The 21,835-nt window shown below is 38.1% G+C and carries 15 protein-coding genes and 1 CRISPR repeat array (1 of these 16 only partly in view); of the genes, 12 read left to right on the top strand and 3 right to left on the bottom strand.

The genetic code is table 11. From position 1 onward, the window contains the following. The first annotated feature begins 531 nt into the window (after nt 1–531). Nucleotides 532–1,074, top strand: a complete 543-nt coding sequence (locus CLV38_RS01000; protein ID WP_106190333.1) for a hypothetical protein — start codon at nt 532–534, stop codon at nt 1,072–1,074. 321 nt (nt 1,075–1,395) lie between these two features. Continuing rightward, on the top strand, nt 1,396–3,303 hold the full coding sequence (locus tag CLV38_RS00995; protein ID WP_106190330.1) for an endonuclease MutS2: 1,908 nt from the start codon (nt 1,396–1,398) through the stop codon (nt 3,301–3,303). A 241-nt stretch (nt 3,304–3,544) separates the two neighbouring features. Here the strand turns inward: CLV38_RS00995 and CLV38_RS00990 are convergent, their stop codons facing one another. Beyond that, complete coding sequence (locus CLV38_RS00990) at nt 3,545–4,678, bottom strand: Fic family protein (RefSeq protein WP_106190328.1); 1,134 nt, start codon at nt 4,676–4,678, stop codon at nt 3,545–3,547. Nucleotides 4,679–5,244: 566 nt separating this feature from the next. Here CLV38_RS00990 and CLV38_RS00985 point away from each other — a divergent pair. Genes CLV38_RS00985 through CLV38_RS00960 form a run of 6 tightly spaced genes read left to right on the top strand, consistent with a single transcriptional unit; the run spans nt 5,245 to nt 16,363 of the window. Then, nucleotides 5,245–5,850: a DUF1819 family protein gene (locus tag CLV38_RS00985; protein WP_170068775.1), complete on the top strand. Its 606-nt coding sequence runs from the start codon at nt 5,245–5,247 to the stop codon at nt 5,848–5,850. Beyond that, nucleotides 5,847–6,428 (top strand): DUF1788 domain-containing protein, encoded by a 582-nt coding sequence (locus CLV38_RS00980; protein ID WP_106190323.1) that lies wholly within the window; start codon nt 5,847–5,849, stop codon nt 6,426–6,428. The genes CLV38_RS00985 and CLV38_RS00980 overlap by 4 nt, the downstream gene beginning before the upstream one ends. A gap of 18 nt (nt 6,429–6,446) precedes the next feature. After that, nucleotides 6,447–10,067 (top strand): BREX system P-loop protein BrxC, encoded by a 3,621-nt coding sequence (gene brxC, locus CLV38_RS00975; protein ID WP_106190321.1) that lies wholly within the window; start codon nt 6,447–6,449, stop codon nt 10,065–10,067. A gap of 12 nt (nt 10,068–10,079) precedes the next feature. Continuing rightward, the gene (pglX, locus tag CLV38_RS00970; RefSeq protein WP_170068774.1) at nt 10,080–13,568 is read left to right on the top strand and encodes a BREX-1 system adenine-specific DNA-methyltransferase PglX; all 3,489 of its coding nucleotides are present in this window, start codon (nt 10,080–10,082) and stop codon (nt 13,566–13,568) included. Between the two features lie 15 nt (nt 13,569–13,583). Next, nucleotides 13,584–16,136: a BREX-1 system phosphatase PglZ type A gene (pglZ, locus tag CLV38_RS00965; protein ID WP_106190316.1), complete on the top strand. Its 2,553-nt coding sequence runs from the start codon at nt 13,584–13,586 to the stop codon at nt 16,134–16,136. A 29-nt stretch (nt 16,137–16,165) separates the two neighbouring features. Further along, a complete protein-coding gene (locus CLV38_RS00960) occupies nt 16,166–16,363 on the top strand; it encodes a hypothetical protein (protein WP_106190314.1) in 198 nt (65 codons plus the stop codon). 63 nt (nt 16,364–16,426) lie between these two features. Here CLV38_RS00960 and CLV38_RS00955 read toward each other — a convergent pair whose 3' ends face one another. Together CLV38_RS00955 and CLV38_RS00950 are read right to left on the bottom strand one after the other, a co-directional pair. Beyond that, a complete protein-coding gene (locus tag CLV38_RS00955) occupies nt 16,427–16,759 on the bottom strand; it encodes a type II toxin-antitoxin system PemK/MazF family toxin (RefSeq protein ID WP_106190311.1) in 333 nt (110 codons plus the stop codon). Next, entirely contained in the window at nt 16,756–17,013 is a 258-nt protein-coding gene (locus CLV38_RS00950; protein ID WP_170068773.1) for an AbrB/MazE/SpoVT family DNA-binding domain-containing protein, read from the bottom strand. The genes CLV38_RS00955 and CLV38_RS00950 overlap by 4 nt, the downstream gene beginning before the upstream one ends. Nucleotides 17,014–17,215: 202 nt before the next feature. On the opposite strand from CLV38_RS00950, the gene CLV38_RS14160 reads away from it, so the two are divergent. The 4 genes from CLV38_RS14160 to CLV38_RS00935 all read left to right on the top strand — a co-directional run bounded on the left by CLV38_RS14160 (nt 17,216) and on the right by CLV38_RS00935 (nt 19,698). After that, a complete protein-coding gene (locus CLV38_RS14160; protein WP_170068772.1) occupies nt 17,216–18,511 on the top strand; it encodes a YecA family protein in 1,296 nt (431 codons plus the stop codon). A 71-nt stretch (nt 18,512–18,582) separates the two neighbouring features. Continuing rightward, nucleotides 18,583–18,819 carry a hypothetical protein gene (locus CLV38_RS00940; protein WP_106190304.1) on the top strand — a complete coding sequence of 79 codons (237 nt, stop codon included), beginning with the start codon at nt 18,583–18,585 and terminating at the stop codon, nt 18,817–18,819. Nucleotides 18,820–18,943: 124 nt separating this feature from the next. After that, complete coding sequence (locus CLV38_RS13675) at nt 18,944–19,117, top strand: hypothetical protein (RefSeq protein WP_170068771.1); 174 nt, start codon at nt 18,944–18,946, stop codon at nt 19,115–19,117. Nucleotides 19,118–19,131: 14 nt separating this feature from the next. Continuing rightward, a complete protein-coding gene (locus tag CLV38_RS00935) occupies nt 19,132–19,698 on the top strand; it encodes a hypothetical protein (protein WP_106190302.1) in 567 nt (188 codons plus the stop codon). Between the two features lie 205 nt (nt 19,699–19,903). After that, nucleotides 19,904–21,835: direct repeats of the CRISPR family, unit length 36 nt; unit sequence GTTCCTTTATACCAAAAGATGAGAGAGTACCAAAAT (it continues 3,651 nt past the right edge of the window).

The following is a 21,835-nucleotide window of genomic DNA, read 5'->3' as shown; positions in this document are numbered from 1 at the left end:
TTAAAGAAGATGACCCCAGTAGCTTATCGGGATCACCTTCTATGGACTGCATAATATTGTTTTTTTAATGTGTCTAGTTTATAGGTAGAGATTCAATAATCAAGCTTGCCGTACTATTGGGTAGGCTTTTTTTGGTAGACCGACATTGACCGTCACAGCCTTTAAAGTAAGCGGGTTGTCTGGTATACTATTCAGTAATAAATACCGGTATATTATGCCGAGTGACAGCATTATCAGACTATACTGAGGCCTTCTTATCCAGTCTGATAGCACTCTAAACACCAACGGATGATGCGCTGGTTTACACACTGGGACAAGATAACTTTTAACATCCGACCAGTTGGGTATTTGTCACAGATCATACCGGAACGCAACCAGAGCAGGTTCACGCATCCGATACGATAGGGAGATTGACGATGGCTCAATGGACATGCGCCGCTATGACTTAGAGACTAGTCAAATCGACAGTCTAACCTACTAATCAAAGTAATATAATAGATCTAACAGGATTACCAAGAAGGAGTGGTCTTTATGACGGACAAGCGCTGTCCATACTGTGGTCAAGCAGCAGTAGAAGAACAAGCGACTAACGAAAATACAAAATCATACTCAGAGAAATATATCTGTCTGAACTGTTCTGAAACATTTGGCGTGAACGTAAGCGATTCAACACTCGCGCCTGAAAAACACTGCGACACCTTTTACTTTTCTCAAGGCGGATTTTTTGGCGGCTCCCAGTTTATAAAAGTGGAAGAAAGGGACGGGTATGCTGATCTGATCGTCAGCTCTCCTTACGGCAACACGGAGGACAGGGTAGACGTGAGGTTCCGGATCATGCTGAGTGAATGGCAGGATATCAAAACGATGCTTTTCTATGACTTATTCGTCTTATACTGGAATGAAACTTATCACGACCCGAATATACTGGACGGCACGCAGTGGGAAATGAGACTGGAATTTGATGACAGAGCGACCGTCGAAAAATCTGGATCGAATGCATTTCCTGCCTTGTACGATGAACTTGTAGATTATCTCCAGCCTTACTTTGATCAGGGGGATTTTGAGAGGGACTGAGAAACAATAATCTTCAAGCTTAGAAGCAGTTGACAGATCATTCGGTACTTGATATATTACAAATGGATATGAATAAGACAAGTCGAATGGAGATAATTTTGTGAGTGTAGCAGGTATCTAACCCGTAAGTTGAATAGCAAAGAACCCGAATTACCAAGGTTTATTTGGCATGCTTATAAGTGATACCTGTCGAAAACTATAGAATATTAAATTCTAAGGCGATAGTATGACTAACTGTCGTCTTTTTGTGTACCCAAAAACAATAGACTATGCTCTTATTTATTCCTGAACAGGTATCTCTTTCAAGAAAGGAAGAGACGAATGAACGATAAAACCACATTAATAAAATTACAGTTTGACCAGATTATTCAAGACGTTACAAGCTATGCGATTGGAAACTACACTAAGGAAGTAATCAGTCAAACTCTACCAGACTCCAATTTATCTGCTGTTGAGACAAAACTTCAGGAAACGTCAGAAGCCCGACTGATTATCGACAGCGGTCAGCACGTCCCGTTTATGGGCTTAAGTCAGATCAAACGGTTGATGCAGCATGTCATAAAAGGGATGCTTCTGACTCCAGAAGAACTGATCGAAATCGCTGATTTTCTGCGGAGTACTCGAATGATTCAGAAGTTCTTTGAGAAAAACCAATTCCAGACACCGCTTTTGTATCATTACAGCAAAGGACTGGAGAGTTTTCTGAATATAGAAGAAATGATCTACCAGAAGATACACCATCAAAAAATAGCAGATGATGCATCTAGCACTCTGCGAAAATTAAGAAAGCAAATCAGCGATAAGGAAAAGGAAATAGAGACCCGATTATCCAAGTTCCTTTCAAACCCTAAAAACAAGACCATGATCCAGGAAAGCTTGATCATCAATAAGAACGAGCACTATACTATACCCATAAACGCATCTTACAAAAACAAAGTAGCAGGTAATATTGTTGAACAATCAAATAAAGGAACGACAGCCTATATTGAACCTGCCGCAGTGACCAAGCTGAACGAACAGATCTCTTTGTTAAAAACTCAAGAGCAGGCGGAAGAATTCCAGATTCTGGCTGAACTGACAGGATATCTGAATGAAATGGACGCTTCTATAGATGATTCCATTGAACTGGTCACAGTATTTGACATCATATTTGCACGTGCGAAATACAGCCGATTCATTAGTGGAGTGACACCTCTGGTCAATAAGGATGAAAAAATCACTATCATCCAGGGGAAGCATCCGCTGCTGAAAGGAGAGAGCGTACCACTGGATTTCGAGCTGGGTACGTCTTACCGTGGACTGGTCATCACGGGTGCCAATGCGGGTGGAAAAACGGTCGTCTTGAAAACGGTCGGGCTATTGACTGTCATGACGATGTTCGGTCTTCAGATCCCGGCTCAGACTGGCACTGAGATCGCCATTATGGATCACCTCTTTGTGGACATAGGTGATCAGCAGGCGATCGAAAATGCACTCAGTACCTTTTCAGGTCACATGAAAAATATATCAGAGATTTTAACTAAAGTTGGACGGTATACGCTGGTTCTGCTGGATGAATTGGGAAGCGGAACAGAACCGAATGAAGGCGCGTCTTTAGCTATTGCTATCATGGAAACTCTCTACAAAAAAGGCGCGCTAGTCGTTACCACGACGCATTATGGAGAAATCAAACAGTTTGCAGAAAGTCACGCTGATATTCTACCAGCTGCCATGGCTTTCGATCCGGACACGTTAACGCCTAAATATATTTTGCAGGTTGGAGAAGTGGGCGAGAGCCAGGCACTATGGATTGCTAGAAAGATGCACATGCCAGAAGGATTATTAAAGAAAGCTGCTGAGTATATTCAAAACAAATCATACGCTACAGAAAAGATTAGTTTCCCAGCTGCAACTCAAAAACAGAAACTGGCGATGAGGCTTCCAAAAGAAATGAGGTTCCAAAAAGGGGACCGTGTCTTACTGAAAGATAGAGATAAGATTGGGTTGGTTTACTCTGATGAAGGGAGTTCGAGCATTCAAGTATTCTTGGAAGACCAGATACAGTCAGTTAAGCGTAAAAGAGTGGAGCTGAAAGGCTCAGCCAGCGAACTTTATCCAGAAGGCTATGATCTGGACAGTTTGTTTACTGACTATCACACCAGAAAACGTGACCGTGATTTGGAACGCGGATCAAAAAAAGCGCATAAGTTGCTGGATAAAGAAATACAAAACAGACGGTTTAACAAGTAATAAATTCTAAACAGTGCATCATAAAAGAGCACCAGTCAAAACAGACTGATGCTCTTTTCGTATTCTGTTTAACCCCAGATTATAATTCGGTTATGACCGCTCTGCAATTCTAAAATCGGACCTAGGATAAAGTCACCTTCTTTAACGGTACCTAACAGGTCAATGTTAATAACAAATACGAGTTTTTTTGAGTAAGACAATGCAGACTATTCGCAAATTTGTGCTAGCTTGTAAAAATTATTTAAAGCAGCCTTAATAAATCATTATTAACATATACTCTGTTTTTTTTCTTCGAGTGATCAACGTCTATCAATCCTAATTGAACTAATCTATTCAATCCATTTCTAGACGTTGAAACTGCAATATTTAATTTATTAGCTACATCGCTCACAGATAAAGACGGGTGGGAAAATGTAGCAAGCCAGATATGATTTATTGTACTTTCGCTTTTGATTTTTGATAATCCATTATTCGCTAAATCTTTTATATTTTCTAGCTTAACAAGCATACTATCAACCATCCGCTGACAAGCATCTAAAAAGAAATTGATCCAAGCAAACCAGTCCGGATTCTCGCCTCTTACTCCATTTAAAAGATTATAGTATCTGATTCTTTCTTTTTCAAGTTCTTCACTGACGAAAAAAACTGGTTTATTTATCAAACTATCCTGCATAGTATTCAAAACAATAAGAATTCTTCCCATCCGACCGTTTCCGTCTAAAAATGGATGGATAGATTCAAACTGTGCGTGCATAATAGCAGTTTTAATTAATGTATCAGAACTTTCGTCGAGTAATACTTCAGAATCACTATCAAATGTTCTTTCAAACGAACGATGCTTTTCAGAATTAATAAAATATTCTAAATTAGTCATGTAATCACCAATCTGGTTTGCATCCACTGGTATATAAACAGCATCTTCAAGTTTATTAGAAGGTCCTATAAAATTTTGAATAGATCTAAATTCACCAGAAGCAGAAGTCGTTCCACTTGTATTTTTACCCATCAAAATTTTGTGAAGCTGTTTTATCAAACGAGAAGAAATGGGTGTCCCAGTATTAATAATGTCGATACCTTTAGAGAGTGCTTCCATATAATTCATTACTTCTGTTACTTCACTACTTTTGTTTTTCTTAGTAGATTCTTCTATCATATCTGCAAAAGTAACTTGAGTACCTTCGATTCGAGTAGACTGTACAGACTCTTTTAAACTGAGCATCTGTATTAGCTGAGAGTTCACAACAGAATGCTCTAAATCTGAATTCAATTTTCCAACAGACGATTTTATTATTGCGATTTTCTTATACAGTTGAAGCGCTTGAGCAAGGGTTACTTTAGGTGGTAAAAAATCAATTCCCTTTATTGCACCCATCATTTAGTCCTCCTAAAAATTAAGTCCAATTCATCATCCCACTTTATTTGATTAAAAAGAATCATTTTAATCAAATAAAAACGAATCTCGATAGTTGTTTTATAACTAGAGAAAAAGTTACTTCTTGTAATAATAGTCAATAGTGTAGAAGTAACATTTATTAGAAGGTAAAGTTTTCATGACAATTATGCTTCAAATTAGTATAACTGTAGTATAAAAATCAATTGCAGGAGGTGAGAGGAACGATGAATGAGAAGAAAGTATCAGAGTTGCTCAAAAAACAATTAACTCTCGAAGAAACTGACAAATAAGGCAGGCATTTCAAATGAACGCCTTAGCCTACTCAAATAATTTGAAAGTCTCTAAATCAATCAGGTAGTACATGGAGATTCTGTTGTGAGAAACGCTACTCAGCTGAACGCCAAAATCAAAGACTATTCTGATCAATTGCAAATAATGTCAAATCACTTCTAATAGAGAGGTGATTTTTCTTTATGAACGGTTCAATGAGTTAGTAGAAAATGGTATACTTGAAGGTATTAAAGTCTTTTAGAAAAGAGCGGAAGATAGTGAACAAAAAATATACGACCACTTTAAATACTCGACCATTTATGTATAGAGAAACTAAACTGATTGCTTCCTTGATTGATGAAGGATTAGATGAAGACTTGATCAAGGTGAAAGTTGTAGAAGATAACGTGCTAGGCCTTCAAAGTAAGGATAGACGGAACAGGTTTTATCATGAAATAAAGAAACGTTTAGGTCATTTAGATGACTTTTTATTTGAACATTTTTTAGTCAGTGATTCTCAGACGAGCAAACTTATTTTACTATATGCCATATCAAGTAAAGACACACTGTTTTACGAATGGATGCGTGAAGTCGTATTGGATAAATGGCTGACACTTGATTATGTCATTCATAGACACGATACACTCACTTTTTTTGATAAAAAGGTGGAACAAAATGAGACAGTGGGAAAATGGAAAGACAGTACCATTGAACGATTAGCCAATGCGTATCATCAAACACTAGTCGATGCGGAATACGCAAGCAGTGAAGATGAAAAAATCAGACTGCAGCGTCCTATCATTGCGCCTGATGTCGAACGATATTTAAAGAGAAATAAAGAAAAACAACTTGTAGAAGTTTTGTTAGGGGAGGTTATGCAGTGAGAGATATCTCAGTTAGACTGGAAGAGTTAAACGAAAAATTGGCTGATCCGAAGGTATTATCCAACAAAGGATTAGGTAATGAAGTGGGCTTTTATATTTTTGACTACGAACCTGAAGACGAACTGATTGTCAGAAACGCTATCCCGTATATAAAGAAACATATCCAGTCTCAAGATAACACTGTTAAAATCCAGGAGTTTGATTTATATGATATTGTTTTAGAGTTTTTCCATCAGCGCGGTTTTATGGACAAAAACTTTAAAATGGAAGAAAAAAAGGGCAGTGAATTTCTTTACGATAAAATGAAAAAAGCATTGAAGTTAGCGACTGACAACGATTGGGTCGTCAATTATATTAGGGAACACATGGATGAAGAAGCCATGATTTTTCTGACCGGTGTCGGAAAAGCTTATCCTGTTATTCGCTCACATACTATTTTAAACAATCTTCAAACTGTTGTTGAAAAGAAACCACTCATTCTATTCTATCCCGGTCGGTACGACAACGGAAGCTTGAGACTATTCTCCCGTTTCCTGGATGATAATTACTATAGAGCGTTTAAACTAATTGAAAATTAAACAAAAGGAGGACATTCGATGAACATAGAGCAGCTGTTTAAAAAAGACATCAATCGAGATATCCAGGGGGTCATCAAAATCGGCCAGCAGGATAAAGCGGTGATGAAAAAGGAACTTGAAGAATACGTCGTTACAGATGAATTAAAGAAACATTTCGACACGTTTTATAATGCGTATAATAAATCATATGATCATCCAACTGATAGAGTCGGTGTCTGGATTTCCGGATTTTTTGGTTCAGGGAAATCACACTTCTTGAAAATTCTTTCTTATCTTCTGCAGTCACATTTGGAAGTGGATGGTATGAGACCCATAGACTACTTCAAAGATAAAGTAAACGGAAACGATTTACATAAGCAAATGGAAAAGGCCACACTTCATCCCAGCGAGGTCGTTTTGTTCAATATCGATTCGAAAGCCGATTCTGACAGCAAGCAGAATAAGACTGCCATCGTCAAAGTGTTCAACAAAGTATTCAATGAAATGCGCGGGTATTCTGCAAGCATTCCTTGGCTGGCTGAGCTGGAAGAGACATTAGATCAAAAAGGACAGTACGAAGCTTTCAAAACCTACTTCGAAGAAGAAACGGGTTTAGCCTGGCTGGAAGAGCGTGAGTCGATTTTTTATCATTCCGATGAAACAGAAATTGCATTAGCAAAAGCAGCAGGTATCTCTGATAAGAATGCCGCTCGCTGGCTGGAAAATGGAGAAGACAGCTATTCGATTTCAGTTGAACGTTTTGCTCAGCGCATTAAAGACTATGTGGAGACTAAAGAAGACGATTACCGTCTGATTTTTTCAGTTGATGAAGTCGGGCAGTACATTGCCGAAAACACAGAACTGATGCTTAACATGCAGACTGTTGTTGAAGATTTGGGCAAATACTGTCATGGAAAAGTTTGGGTCTTAGTAACTTCCCAGCAGGACATCAACAGTTTGAGTGACGAGATGTCCTCTACTGACTTTTCTAAAATTCAGGGACGTTTCAATACGCGTGTAAGCTTAAGCAGTGCGAATGCTGATGAGGTCATTAAAATCAGACTTCTGGAGAAAAAAGCAGAAGCACGTTCCAAGCTGCTGTCCATTTATAATGAAAATGAAATCGTCCTGAAAAACAAATTGGAATTTGAAGAAGCCGCAACCATGCATTTTTATCAGAGTAGCGACGACTTCTCAAAAGTTTATCCGTTTGTCCCTTATCAGTTCAATCTTCTGCAGAAAGTCTTTACCGGCATAAGAGAGCACGGATCTGCAGGAAAGCATTTGTCTGATGGCGAACGTAATCTGCTTGAAGCGATTCAACAGGCAACGATTCAACATAAAGAACAAGACTTGAACACACTGATTCCGTTCTACGTCTTTTATGACAATATCGAGCAGGCTCTGGAACACTCTGTCCGCTCGACAATCATTAAAGCTGAGCAGAACAATGCCCTAAATGATTTTGATGTTGCGGTACTGAAACTTCTTTTCCTCGTACGGTACGTAGATGAAATGCCAGGCACCCTGAAAAACTTGACCACACTGATGATTTCATCAATCGATGAGGACCTGATTGTGTTGAACAAGCAAATCAAGCATTCATTAGATTTACTTGAAGATGAATTTCTGATTCAGCGTATCGGAAACAAATACCTGTTCTTAACCAATGAAGAGCAGGATATCAACCGAGAAATTGAAAATGTATCGATTCCGACTTCAGATTATTTAATCGATGCCGGCAGACGACTCAGTAATGAAGTCCTGGACTTGAAGAAATTCGATTACAAACCCTTTGCTGATCGTCCACAAGTATCCTATCTGATGGATTTGTCTCAGTGGATCGATGACCGTCCGATTAAAAATTCACCGACTTCACTTGGCGTGCGCTTCATTACGTCTTATTCTGAATATCATGAAGAACCGGCCGTACTGGCATTATCCCAGCGGGAATCAGATAAAGTGATCGTCCGGTTACCGGAAGAAGAAACATTTAAAGAAATCAGACAGTGGAAGAAAATCAATCAATACTTAAGAAGTCAGAACACTCAGTCTCTGACCCCTGTCCAAGACAGTATCAGAAGCCGAAAAGCCGCTGAGCGTAGCCAGCTGGAAAAAGTATCGCTTATAAAACTGCAAGAAGCCATAAGTGAAGCGGATATAATCGTCAATGGATCGGTCGTTGAAACCGTGGGCTCACCTGAACAGCGGATCAGTCAGGGATTACAGACCCTTGTTTCAACTATTTATCCGAAATTGATGTATATCGAGAAAAACTTCGATCGCCACGATCTGGAGCGTTTATGTGTCGATCAGAACGTCTCGATGCTGGAAGACTATGAAGATGACAATAATCAGGCGACGAATGAAATTGAAAGCTATTTGAACATGCAGAATGAATTGAACAAGTCCATTACATTACTGGAACTGATTCAACGATTCACTAAAGAACCCTATGGCTGGAAAGAATTCGATATTCTGGCTAGTCTCGTTCGCATGATCAAGCTGGAAAAAGTCCATTTCACGCTTAATAACCGCAAACTGAAACCGGAAGAAACTGCCTTTACTCGAGATATTACACGAAAAGCCACTCAGGAAAAGCTGCTTGTCATCAAACGCCAGACCCTGGATGCGGGCTTCATCAAAAAAGTGAAAAACGTGTCTAATGAACTGTTTGGCATTACCTCTATCGGTGACAAAGAAGATGAAATTTCAGCGACTTTATCAGAGAAATTAAGCGGGAAAGAAAAAGAATTAAAAAATCTATTGAGCTACTATAGAGAAGGGCATTATCCCGACCGTCAATTGGTTCAGGAAACGCTGAATCATGTCGAACGTCTGGGGAATATAAATGATTCGCGGGATTTCCTTAATCATTTCGTAGAAACAGGCGAAGACTTGATAGACGATTTTTCTGATCTGGAAGATGTCAGAGGCTTTTTCAAGAACCAGCGTGACATCTACGATAAAGCACACTCTCAAGTCTTGCGTTTTGAAAAAGATCGTAATTACATTGACAATGGTGAGCTCAAACATATTTATGATGAAATGAAAGCTATTATGGATATGGCCCGTCCGTACCGTAAGATGAATGAGCTGAGCGAGTGGTCCAGTCAATTTAATGCTGAATACACGGATGAACTGGAAAATGTTGCTCAACCGATCAGTAAAGAAATTGAAAATGATCAAGCCGATATACTTAAACAGCTGGAAGCTCTGGATGGTCATGAAGATTATCATAAAATTTACCGGAAAGTAAAGTTTCAGTTCAGTAACTTGGAACAGGAAGTGACTTCCGCCGGAACAGTTAGAGATCTGAAATCCGCAAAAGACTTAAGTAATACGGTCAAAGTTACACTTTTTAAAGAAGTGGAAAAAACGAAAAATGAGATTGCGAGACAATTGGAAGAAGAGAATGCAAGAGTGGCGACTCAATCTGCACCAGCCACAGAAACTGCTCATCAAGCTAAAGAAGAGAAACTGGTTAAACCTGTCAGTCCAATCAAACAAGAGAAGTCTACAATTATTGACAAAGCAGAAATCTATCCGACAGCCTATACAGAGTTAAGGTCAGAAGAAGATATCAATAATTATGTGAATAATCTTCGTGACACCTTACTCGATTATTTGAACGATGCAGATGTCATCAAATTACTGTAAAGGAGCATGAAAGTGAACAAAACGCAGTTAAAACAATTTGCGATGAAAGCACGCAGAGATATCGAAGCAGCTGTTAGACAGAAAGCCTACAGTTTCGGTATTACAAACGATTCAATTAAACCTTTGCAGGAATTGGAAGACGGCTTGATTATTAACGGAACGGTCATGGGTGAAAGAGAACGTAAACAATACACTCACTTGAAGAACCGGATTACGATGGACGGCTATGAAGCGGTCATGAGCGAAGCGGCATACACGTGGTTCAACCGCTTCGTCGCTCTCCGCTACATGGAAGTAAATAGCTTTCTCCCGATAGGTATGCGTATCTTGTCATCCGAAAAAGAAGGCAAAAAAGAACCGGATGCCTTGACAGATGTACTACAGCTGACAGATGAACTGGACCTGAAAAAAGACCATGTCTACAAATTAAAAGAAGAGAATCAGTTGAACAATCTCTATCAGTACCTGCTCATCCAGCAAAGTAATAAACTGGGTGACATTTTACCAAACGTCTTTGAACCTATATCAGACGCAATGGCACTACTGCTGCCGGATAATTTATTGAACGAGAACAGTGTCATTAGAGATATCATTGATATGGTAGACGAGGAAAGCTGGAAAGAAGTTGAAATCGTCGGGTGGCTGTATCAGTTTTATATTTCTGAAGAAAAAGATGATGTGTTTAAGAATCTCAAGAAAAATAAAAAAATCGGCAAAAAAGAGATTGGTCCAGCTACTCAATTGTTTACACCCCGATGGATAGTAGAATACATGGTAGACAATTCCCTAGGAAGGTTATGGCTGGAGTCTCATCCAGATGAGAGCTTTAAGTCGTCACTTAGCTATTACTTAGATGATGCGGAGCAGGAAGAATCAGTACTCGAGCAGTTGAATGAATTAACTGATCCGAATTTGGATATTGAAAAGGTTTCTTTTCTGGATCCGAGTTGCGGATCAGGACACATTCTGGTCTACGCCTTTGAAGTCTTTCATAAAATATATTTGTCCAGAGGCTACCGTGAAAGAGAGATCCCTAAACTTATTCTAAAAAACAATTTATTTGGACTTGATATAGATAAACGTGCCGCACAACTGGCCACTTTTGCTCTACTCATGAAAGCCAGAGAATACGACCGCAGACTTTTCAGTCGTGACTATAATGTTCATGTGCATAGTATAGAAGAGAGTAATACCATTAATGCTGAACAACTTACTTTGTTCGCTGATGATAACGAGAACGTCTTAGAAGAAATATCAAAATTAGTGAATGTATTTGAAGATGCGAAACTATACGGTTCTATCATTCAAGTACCTCCAATAGATATTTCATTAATTGGAAATCAGATCGCTTATACCAGAGATGAGGCTGATTTAGATCTTCTAACTACAGAGCTAATTGAATATTTGTTTCCTATCATCGAAGATTTAATTGATCAGTACTACTTATTAGCAAAAAGTTATGATGTAGTAGTAACTAACCCACCATATATGGGAAGCAAGGGCATGGATGCAAAACTTAAAAAGTATTTGACTAAGTATTATCCAGATGAGAAAAGTGACTTGTTTGCAGTTATGATGAAGCAGATGTTTAATCTGATTAAAGAAAGTGGAATAGTTTCTAACGTTACTATGCAGTCATGGATGTTTTTATCTTCTTATGAAAAATTCAGGAAGAAGATTGTAGATAACTATTCATTAGTAACAATGACTCATATGGATAATATGGTGATGGGAATAGCTTTTGGAACAGCAGCAACAGTTTTTAGAAAAAAAGTAACTGGATTAAAAGGAATCTATAACTATGTAAAAATTGAAAACATTTCAAATAATTATCCAGAAAAATTCCCTGTTACAGAGCATAGATATAATATTATAGACTCCAGTGAATTCAGCAAAATCCCAGGAAGTCCTATAGCTTATTGGGCGAGTGAAGAGATATTTAATATCTTTGATGGAAATAAAACAATTTATGAGTATACTACTACAGCTAGTCAAAATGTTACAGGGAATAATTCAAAATTTTTAAGACTACATTGGGAAGTAAAAAATCTGTCAGTTGGCCAAGAAAATAAGTGGATCTTTTACGCGAAAGGTGGAGGGTATAATAAATGGTATGGAAATCTAACTAATGTAGTTAATTGGACACCGGAGGCAAGAAAAATATATCAAACTGGACATGCATCTCAAATAGTTCCAAAAGAGTATTGGTATAAAAAAGGCATAACTTGGGGATTAATTACATCAAGTTTTCCTAGTTTCAGGATTCTTACAACTGGATCTACATACGATAAGGGCGGGTCTTCAGTTTTCATTAATGATGAACAAAACTTTAATTATATTTTGGGACTATTAAATTCAAAAGTTTATTTCAAATTATCAAATTTTTTTAATCCTACTTTGAATTATCAAGTTAAGGATATCCGAAATATGCCTATTATTTTTTCGGAAATGAAGAGTGTCTATGAACTTGTAGACATAAATAGCAATATATCCAAAAGAGACTGGGATTCTTTCGAGACATCCTGGGACTTTGAAGAATATCCATTCATAACATACAAAGAAACTTCTTCAATGAATGATAGTTTCTTAAAATGGAAAGAAGTTACTAATGAACGTTTCAGCCAACTCAAAGAAAACGAAGAAGAGTTGAATCGTATTTTTATTGATATCTATGGTCTACAAGATGAGTTAACACCTGAAGTGGAAGAGAAGGATGTAACGGTTAGAAAAGCTAAACTTGATCGTGATGTGAAGAGCTTCTTATCTTATCTAGTCGGAGTCATGTTCGGTCGTTATTCACTTGATTCTAAAGGTTTAGCATACGCTGGTGGAGACTGGGACAACAGTCTATATACTTCTTATCAGCCGGACGAGACAAATATTATTCCATTAACAGAAGATCAGTACTTCAGTGATGACATCATGAAAAAAGTGGAAGAGTTACTGGTTGTCATTTACGGTAAAGAGACTTTAGAGGAGAATCTACTGTTCATTGCCGAAGCGTTGACTAAAAAAGCAACAGAAAGTTCTCGTGACCGTATTCGTCGTTATTTCATGAAAGAATTCTATAAAGACCATGTCAAAATTTATCAGAAACGTCCCATTTACTGGCAATTTACTAGTGGCAAGCGGGGTGCCTTTAAAGGACTGATGTACTTGCATCGCTACCATAAGCACACAGTGGCTCAGCTTCGTACGGATTATGTACTACACGAGGCAAAAGTTATCGATAACTTGATTCAGCACGAAACTCAGGTTATCAGGGACGAGTCCAGCACACAGGTTCAAAAGTCACGTGCACAAAAACTGATTGACGACTACACGAAAGATCGTCAGGAACTGGCACAATACGATCAGGTCATCGATCATGTAGCCAAGCAGCAGATCGATCTGGACTTGGATGACGGGGTCAAAGTGAATTACGAGAAGTTTCAGGATATTGAAATTAGTGATGATTCATCGTCAAAACCCAAGAAACTAAATGTGTTTGAAAAACTGTAGAAAGGAGAGGATCCTTTGTCTGAAGACGTATTAACCCGAATAGACCAGTACTTTTTATCGCCTCTTAAAGACGGGGAAGAGCGTAAAATAATGTATCTGTTCGATAAAGAAGAAAGCTACAGAAAGTCTATTTCTGAATGGTGCGAGACAAACGGCACCATTCAATTGCTCAAAGTGACTGATCACAATTTCTTTCTGACAAACTATGTGGTTGAAGTAGAAAAAAACGACACTCATCTTTTTCTGTACTTCTGCATGAACCGTCCGGCGCTGGAAGAAAATCCTCTGCTAGATGTCCTGCTTTACAGTGAGGAACTCAAAGTAGATGAAAAGAGTCAGCTATATCTCACCCTAGGCATTGATCCGGATAATTCCGAGTTGACGCAAGTGGTCGATCAGTTTCCTATCTTTTTCAGAGCGAAATCACGGATGCAGCAATTCAAGAGACTGTTTGATCAGAGCCCATTCAAAACAAGTGAGGTAGTCGAATATGGGGTTTTTGGTTCGTTAGTTAAAGCTCCTTCAGCTGACTGGATGGCTACTTTAATAGAATTATTTGAAGAAGCTGTGCAAGGAAAAGAAGAAAAGTGGGACCAGCTGGTCAAGTTCGGAGACGAATCACTTTTCTGGCAGATGATCGACCAGCTGACCGGGTATAATCAGTCCACAAGTGTATCTGGGGCTGTATCAGTGAACGAACTGATGCAGCATGTATTCTTTACCTATCTATCTACTGAAATGGATCAGCCGCTTCCTAAAGCAATAAGACCGTATGTCCTTGAGAAAAGCAATCCGATCGTTGTCTTTATGAACCGTTGGATGAATACGAAAGATAAAGAAGATGCCTACTATTTTGTCTCGACTGTGATTGAAAATGGCTGGGACTTCGATAACCTGTTCAGTGATTTTTCAAGTCAGGCTCTTGCGAACGTTGAAACCTTTAAGTGGTTTGATGTCCAGCTTATTAAAGAAATAGCCCAGTCGATCAATATGCAGGCCGGGGAAATGGATCGTCTGATTCCTCTGTTAGATAAGCGTCGCAATACGATGTGGTACAAGGAATTTAAACCCCTTTATCACTTCCTTAAATGGGCCATTCAGCTCAATCATTATACTGTTGAATGCGAATCAGATTGGCGTTCACTTGTTGATTCTTCTGAGCTCTGGTCATTTTACGGTGATTCAGCTTACCATGTCGATCATGCGTACCGTAAGATGTATGAATATTATGATGTCCTATCCAGCGTTCACAAAGAACTGGTCGTTGAAGTGAAAGATCAGATGGAACGACTGTACGTCAATCAGTACCTGAGAGCATTCACTGACAAGTGGGATGACTATTATCTGGATCAGACAGTGTTCGATCCGGCTAAGCTGCAGGCAAATTTCTATCAGAATGAAGTGAAACCATATATAGCAAACGACAGACGAATCGTCGTTATCATCTCGGATGGATTGCGTTATGAGGCTGGTAAGGAACTGTTTCTTGAATTAACGAAAGAGAAAAAATTCAATGGAGAGATGGACTGGATGCAGACGGAACTGCCATCTATTACTTCAATTGGTATGGCCAGTTTACTTCCTCACCAGGCCATTCAATTTAAAGATGATGGACAGGTTCTAGTCGATGACCAGTCAACTAAAGGGTTGAAAAATCGCGAAGCTGTATTGCAAAATAGCGGACACCCAGATGCTGTTGCACTTAAAGCCACTGATATAAATAGATGGAACCTAAAAGAATTAAGAGAACAGCTTCAAGGGAAAAAACTGATTTATATCTATCATGACAAAATAGACGCTATAGGAGACAATACGCCTACTGAACAAGAAGTCTTTCAAGCAACGAAAGATTCAATTGCAGAATTGAATCATTTAATGCACCGCTTCACTAATGAATTAAGTATCAGCTCGTTTCTAGTCACTGCTGATCACGGGTATCTCTATACACGAGGAACGATTCCGAAAAGCGCCAAAGTAACGGTTGAAAATGTCGAGGATGCCTGGATAAAGAATAAACGCTTTATCCTTTTGGAAAGCGAGTCTGATTACCCACTTGGACTAAACTTTACCTTGTCTGAGCGACTGGATAAATCTGGCTATATCTCAGTCCCAAGGGGTATGAATCGATTTGCCTTGCAGGGCGGAGGCAATCAGTATGTTCATGGCGGACATTTGCCTCAGGAAATGATGGTTCCCTTGCTGCGAATTAAGACGGACCGTGGTCGAAATGAAATACCTGAAGTGGCTGTGTCATTGATCAGCCAAACACGGACACTGACAACAAACGTGGTCTGGCTGGACTTTCTTCAAGTAGAACCCGTAAGTGAAGAGAAAAAAGAAAAACGTCTGACTCTTTACTTTGAAGATGAACAAGGTAAAAAGATTTCTAATGAACTCTCGCTCATTGCAAATCGGGTCAATCCTTCCAGCAGTGAGCGCGTCTTTACAGAAAAACTGGTTCTTTTAAACGAACAATACAATCCATTGGCGCCTTATTACTTTGTCATGGAAAACGAGAATGATTCAACTGATATAGTGAAAGAACGGTTTAAATTGGATTTGGTTTAATTCAACATGGAAAGAAAGGGTATATCTTAATGGGAAAGAGAAAGAGGATAGAAAAAAGCTGGGAAGAACTTGAAAAGGAGTTTTACGGTGACAGTTATTATTTCATCGCTGGCTATACAAGTGGTGGAGCACCATACGGTATAACGATGGAAGAAGCAGAAGAACAAGGTCTGCTGGAAGAAGAGAAGAATGACGATGCTGATAAAGATTTAGATTTGCCCTTTTAAAAACAGACAGAAGACCTTCACTCCAGTACTAATACAACCTGGGGAAGGTCTTTTTTCATTGAATTAAGCGCCAATCAATTTTGCAACATTCTTGCGGCAGGTGTTTAAAATGGGTAAGGGCAGTCTTTCAATAATTTTGTAGGATCGTGCTTTAATATCAATCGTATTAATACTGTCAGTAAGGACGACACCTTTTGTCATTAAAGAAGAAGGTAACTCCACTTCGAAAGGGTAGCCTTTCTTTGAGTGCGTAATGGGTAATACCACACACATATTGACCCGTTTATTATAGTACGTCTCACTAATGACTAAACAAGGTCTATAGTCCCCTTGCTCATGACCTTTTGTAGGGTCCAAACTAACTAGAATAATGTCACCAGCTTTAGGAATACTCAATACAACTCTTTCCCGACTGGATTGCCAAAGTCTATCAATTCCTGTTTATTATCTTCGTTAATCAGATCAACCATTTCCTCTAATGAAAGATCTTTTTTAGGTTCGACAATTAATTTGCCATCTTTAACTTGGAGATAGACTGCCGACTCTTCTTCAAGATTTAATTCACTGGCCATTTCTTTGGGAATTCGTAGGCCAATACTGTTTCCCCAGCGCTTAGTTTGCTTTTCGATTTTATCATTGTTTATACTCATAAATATCACCATCCTTAATGATTTGTCATTTAGATTGTACCACTTGTGTATACAAATGTATATCTTTAGGGTCGTCAGTTATTAAGGTTGATTGCTTATGATGAAAATTGAAATAAGCGTGAAGGGAATCTGTTTTTTTGCTACAATTAGTTTACTCGAAGCAGACATTTGAGATAGGAGTGTTCATACCATGGAGGACCATTTGAATAAACAATATGCACAGGAATATGAAGAAGAAGTTAACCATTTTTTATTTGTACAGATGGTAGAAGAGACGTTGGAGGATCTTTCAATTCACCATTTTCCAAAATCTAACCACCTCGAACATTGTATCAGTGCCTATACGAAAGAGGGATTGCTCAAACTAGCCGAAATAAACGGAATCGAGATAAAGAAAAACTGGAAAAAAGCAAAAATGGTTCAAACCATTTCAAATAAAATTAGAGAAACAATTGAAGAGCGAGTCTGTTTACTAAGCGGCTCACAAATCGAACTGTTGCAAGCTTTTATGAATAAAGAGTTTTCTACAGATGAAATAAGCAATAAAAAAACACTGTTCTATATCTCCGTTTTCCCAGTGGCAGTTAGACTGGGATTACTCTACTCCAAACAGTTACCAGATCGAGTGAGTACCGTCCATTCTTATGAGCTGATAGAAACTGTTGATAATATTAAAAAGGTCCGTGAGAGTGACAAAATTCAACAGTTCACCAACATTAAGCGTCTCATAAAAGCAGCCATTGACTTATATGGAGTAGTCACAAGGGAATTTATTTTGACATTGTGGCGCATAGCTTTTCCAGACGAACCTTTTACCATTGAGTCTTACGAAAAGTTCTATTCTCTCATTCATATTGTAATGGCAGACCGCTCCTATCTTGTTCTGGATGATCAGTCCATTGCAAGCTCTGATTTTACAGACGAAAAAGGGGCAGTAAAATTTAGAAATAGCATCGAGAGCCACTTAGGGAAAAATTATTATGTTCCTTCTAAAGAAGAGCTTGAACACTACATGAAGGACTCAGCTGTTAACAAAAGCTACTCATATACATTACTAAAACAGTTTGTAAAAAAACAGACAGTCGATTCTGATATAGTAATGGACATTTTAGATTTTAATTTGAAGGTCGGCAGTGCATTTGTAAGTGTTGTCGAAGAATTGACAGAAGATGATAGGTTACTATTCAAAAACAAATCGCAAGCTGATCAATTTGCGAAGTTGTACGCAGATGTTTTTAATCAAACTCGCCAGTGGCAGCTGCAAGGTCATACACCATTGGAAATGAGCGATGAGATTGACGGAATTATGTTTGATCCGGAAAAGATGGACACGTCACTTCTGGTAGCGGGGGCACAATCATATAGTGCTTACTCGGATTATTATGATGACGAGTTCATCCAGCAGGAACCCGTCAAAAATCCGTATAGAAATGTATCCAGAAATGACCCCTGTCCATGTGGAAGCGGGAAGAAATTTAAAAAGTGCTGTGGACGTTGAGCGTTGACATAAAAAAAATATGTACTAATTTTAAAACAAATAAATAAAATTGTTTAAGGAGAGTGTTTCATATGGCTAATGAACATTTAAAAACAACAGTTTTAGGTATTTTAGAAGAACAATTACGCATGGATGATCCTAAGATAACCGGGATTACTTTGAAGAGGTTAGAGGATAACGGTCATAGTACCAAAAAAGCCAAAGAAATGATCGCACAGGTATTACTGGATGAAATCTATTTTGTCTTAAATAAAGGTCGCCCGTTCGATCTTTCACGCTATGAAAAAGAAATGAAGAAGTTGAAGTAAGAATAGAGTGTCATAATCTGCCAGCAAACAGAATTAGCTAGCTAGTCAATCAAGTCAAATTGTGTTATAATATGCGTATAAATTATTGAACTTCGCATATTATAATAGCAAAGGAGTGGTTAGAATGGCTACATCATCTTTTAATAAGGATTTTACATTGAATACGAAGAAGGCTGTGGAGTCATTCGAGAGAATTATTTCCACTCCTAAAAAAAGTATTAAAATAAATAGAAACTTGGTATCGCCTGAAAAAGAGAGGCGAGGTGAGCAGAAATTAAAACAAATGTTATCTCGCTAAAACGACTAATAGAAATGAGTGATGAGGTTAAAGCTCAAGAACTTATTTCTATTTTTGTTTGCAAAAAAGATGCAGATATTGAAAACTTTCTAAAAAGTAAGGCGATTCAATTTGAAAAGCTAGGTAAAAGTAGAACATTTTTTATTTATGATGAGAATAAAGACGAGTTTCAGATTCTCGCATACTTCACACTTGCTATACAGGTTTTGAAGATCCCTGAAGGCATGCTTTCAGGAAATAAAGTTAAAAAGTTAGATGGCTTAAGTGCTAATATGCGAGGGAGTCGTATCACGGAGTTCCCCTCCATACTGATCGGACAACTTGGAAAAAATGAAATGCATCCACGAGCTATTTCTGGATCAGAAGTACTGGAGTATTGTCTTGCTAAAATTTTCGAAGGACAAGTCAGATTAGGTGGAAGAATTATCATGCTGGAATGTAAAGACCTTCCTTATCTTGTTCGGTTATACGGAAAATTCGGATTCAATGTGCTGGAGAGAGATTATGCAGAAGGAGAACTTATTCAGATGATAAAGATTCTTGAAGCTGATGAAATTATTGAACTTAAAGAAGAGGATTAACCTCAAATTTAAACTAACTACATACGTATCGTGACAAGCCTATCGTAAATTGTGATGGGTTTTTTTTAGTAGCTGTAGTAAACTGACAAAAGTGCTGGAATAAACAGATTCTGTCGCTTAATTGACCAGTGGTTTCGAAAAATATGCCAGAATAAAGTGACATTTACTGGCTGGATTATTTTGCTTTTCTACATCAACACCAAATGTTCCTTTATACCAAAAGATGAGAGAGTACCAAAATCTATTATTTAATTTAGTGTCCATTCTGTATGTTCCTTTATACCAAAAGATGAGAGAGTACCAAAATCCGCATAGGTGAATCACTGATAATATTAATGTTCCTTTATACCAAAAGATTAGAGAGTACCAAAATGCCGGACACGACCTTTTATTATACGTCTAAGTTCCTTTATACCAAAAGATGAGAGAGTACCAAAATATACGGCGATGAATTCGATTTTAAACCGGAGTTCCTTTATACCAAAAGATGAGAGAGTACCAAAATAACAAACTTAGATAATCTAAATTCTTTTCTGTTCCTTTATACCAAAAGATGAGAGAGTACCAAAATTACTGACCCGCTGGCATTTGTGCGGTGGCAGTTCCTTTATACCAAAAGATGAGAGAGTACCAAAATTGGTTGTTGGATTTAGATTCTAAAAATGTAGTTCCTTTATACCAAAAGATGAGAGAGTACCAAAATTAATCATACTGTCATGGTACTATGGTTTTAGTTCCTTTATACCAAAAGATGAGAGAGTACCAAAATTCGCCCAGTGTGATAGTTTTTTCTTGTGAGGTTCCTTTATACCAAAAGATGAGAGAGTACCAAAATATCTCTTCAACTTCATTATCAGTATAGCTAGTTCCTTTATACCAAAAGATGAGAGAGTACCAAAATGTATCGACTTGTCTTAACTGTTTCACTTTAGTTCCTTTATACCAAAAGATGAGAGAGTACCAAAATACACGGTTCTGACGTCAGCCAATGACAACAGTTCCTTTATACCAAAAGATGAGAGAGTACCAAAATCACGTTTTTCCGTTTCACACTCACACCTAAGTTCCTTTATACCAAAAGATGAGAGAGTACCAAAATGCGCTCAATGTCCTATATAAACACTTGAATGTTCCTTTATACCAAAAGATGAGAGAGTACCAAAATGACCCGGTAATCCCGCAGTTAAACGCCGTGTTCCTTTATACCAAAAGATGAGAGAGTACCAAAATAACGAGGAAAAGATTCGATTCCATCCAGAGGTTCCTTTATACCAAAAGATGAGAGAGTACCAAAATAAGTCAATCCGCCTACTTTAACTTTCTTCAGTTCCTTTATACCAAAAGATGAGAGAGTACCAAAATTATTCAGATCAGAAATTAATGCTATCGTTTGTTCCTTTATACCAAAAGATGAGAGAGTACCAAAATATGCTCATTGAGTTCACCCGATCGAGTGATGTTCCTTTATACCAAAAGATGAGAGAGTACCAAAATCAATTTTCACACGCTGCTTTCGTTGTTGAGGTTCCTTTATACCAAAAGATGAGAGAGTACCAAAATAGACAATCTCTTGGTCGTTCATATTGAATCGTTCCTTTATACCAAAAGATGAGAGAGTACCAAAATGGGTGCTGCCTTTCTCTACTGTGTTGTTGTGTTCCTTTATACCAAAAGATGAGAGAGTACCAAAATAGTTAATATCCGTACTAAACGGTAAATAAAGTTCCTTTATACCAAAAGATGAGAGAGTACCAAAATTAATATGAACCCTAGTGATATTCTCTTTCCGTTCCTTTATACCAAAAGATGAGAGAGTACCAAAATTAATTTAATAATACGAGCATACTTATTGACGTTCCTTTATACCAAAAGATGAGAGAGTACCAAAATCCTCTGACATACCTGATACATCTAACATATGTTCCTTTATACCAAAAGATGAGAGAGTACCAAAATCTTTCGTTAGATTGTAGGAGGACCCTACCAGTTCCTTTATACCAAAAGATGAGAGAGTACCAAAATTATAGGCCTGATTCAAACATTCGTATAGGTGTTCCTTTATACCAAAAGATGAGAGAGTACCAAAATCCCGAGGGGCCAGTAACGAATGAATCGCTCGTTCCTTTATACCAAAAGA

The sequence above is a fragment of the Alkalibacterium olivapovliticus genome (assembly GCF_003003275.1).
Lineage (GTDB): Bacteria > Bacillota > Bacilli > Lactobacillales > Carnobacteriaceae_A > Alkalibacterium > Alkalibacterium olivapovliticum.
Note: the sequence above shows the minus strand (reverse complement) of the source record. Positions and strands in the feature narration are given on the sequence as shown.

What these genes read in the sequence shown, in the direction of transcription:
- brxC (WP_106190321.1), top strand. Translation starts at nt 6,447, where the DNA reads ATGAACATAGAGCAGCTGTTTAAAAAAGACATCAATCGAGATATCCAG.
- CLV38_RS13675 (WP_170068771.1), top strand. Translation starts at nt 18,944, where the DNA reads ATGGCTACATCATCTTTTAATAAGGATTTTACATTGAATACGAAGAAG.
- CLV38_RS00935 (WP_106190302.1), top strand. Translation starts at nt 19,132, where the DNA reads ATGAGTGATGAGGTTAAAGCTCAAGAACTTATTTCTATTTTTGTTTGC.
- CLV38_RS00950 (WP_170068773.1), bottom strand. Translation starts at nt 17,013, where the DNA reads ATGAGTATAAACAATGATAAAATCGAAAAGCAAACTAAGCGCTGGGGA.
- CLV38_RS00940 (WP_106190304.1), top strand. Translation starts at nt 18,583, where the DNA reads ATGGCTAATGAACATTTAAAAACAACAGTTTTAGGTATTTTAGAAGAA.
- CLV38_RS00995 (WP_106190330.1), top strand. Translation starts at nt 1,396, where the DNA reads ATGAACGATAAAACCACATTAATAAAATTACAGTTTGACCAGATTATT.
- CLV38_RS00960 (WP_106190314.1), top strand. Translation starts at nt 16,166, where the DNA reads ATGGGAAAGAGAAAGAGGATAGAAAAAAGCTGGGAAGAACTTGAAAAG.
- CLV38_RS01000 (WP_106190333.1), top strand. Translation starts at nt 532, where the DNA reads ATGACGGACAAGCGCTGTCCATACTGTGGTCAAGCAGCAGTAGAAGAA.
- CLV38_RS00990 (WP_106190328.1), bottom strand. Translation starts at nt 4,678, where the DNA reads ATGATGGGTGCAATAAAGGGAATTGATTTTTTACCACCTAAAGTAACC.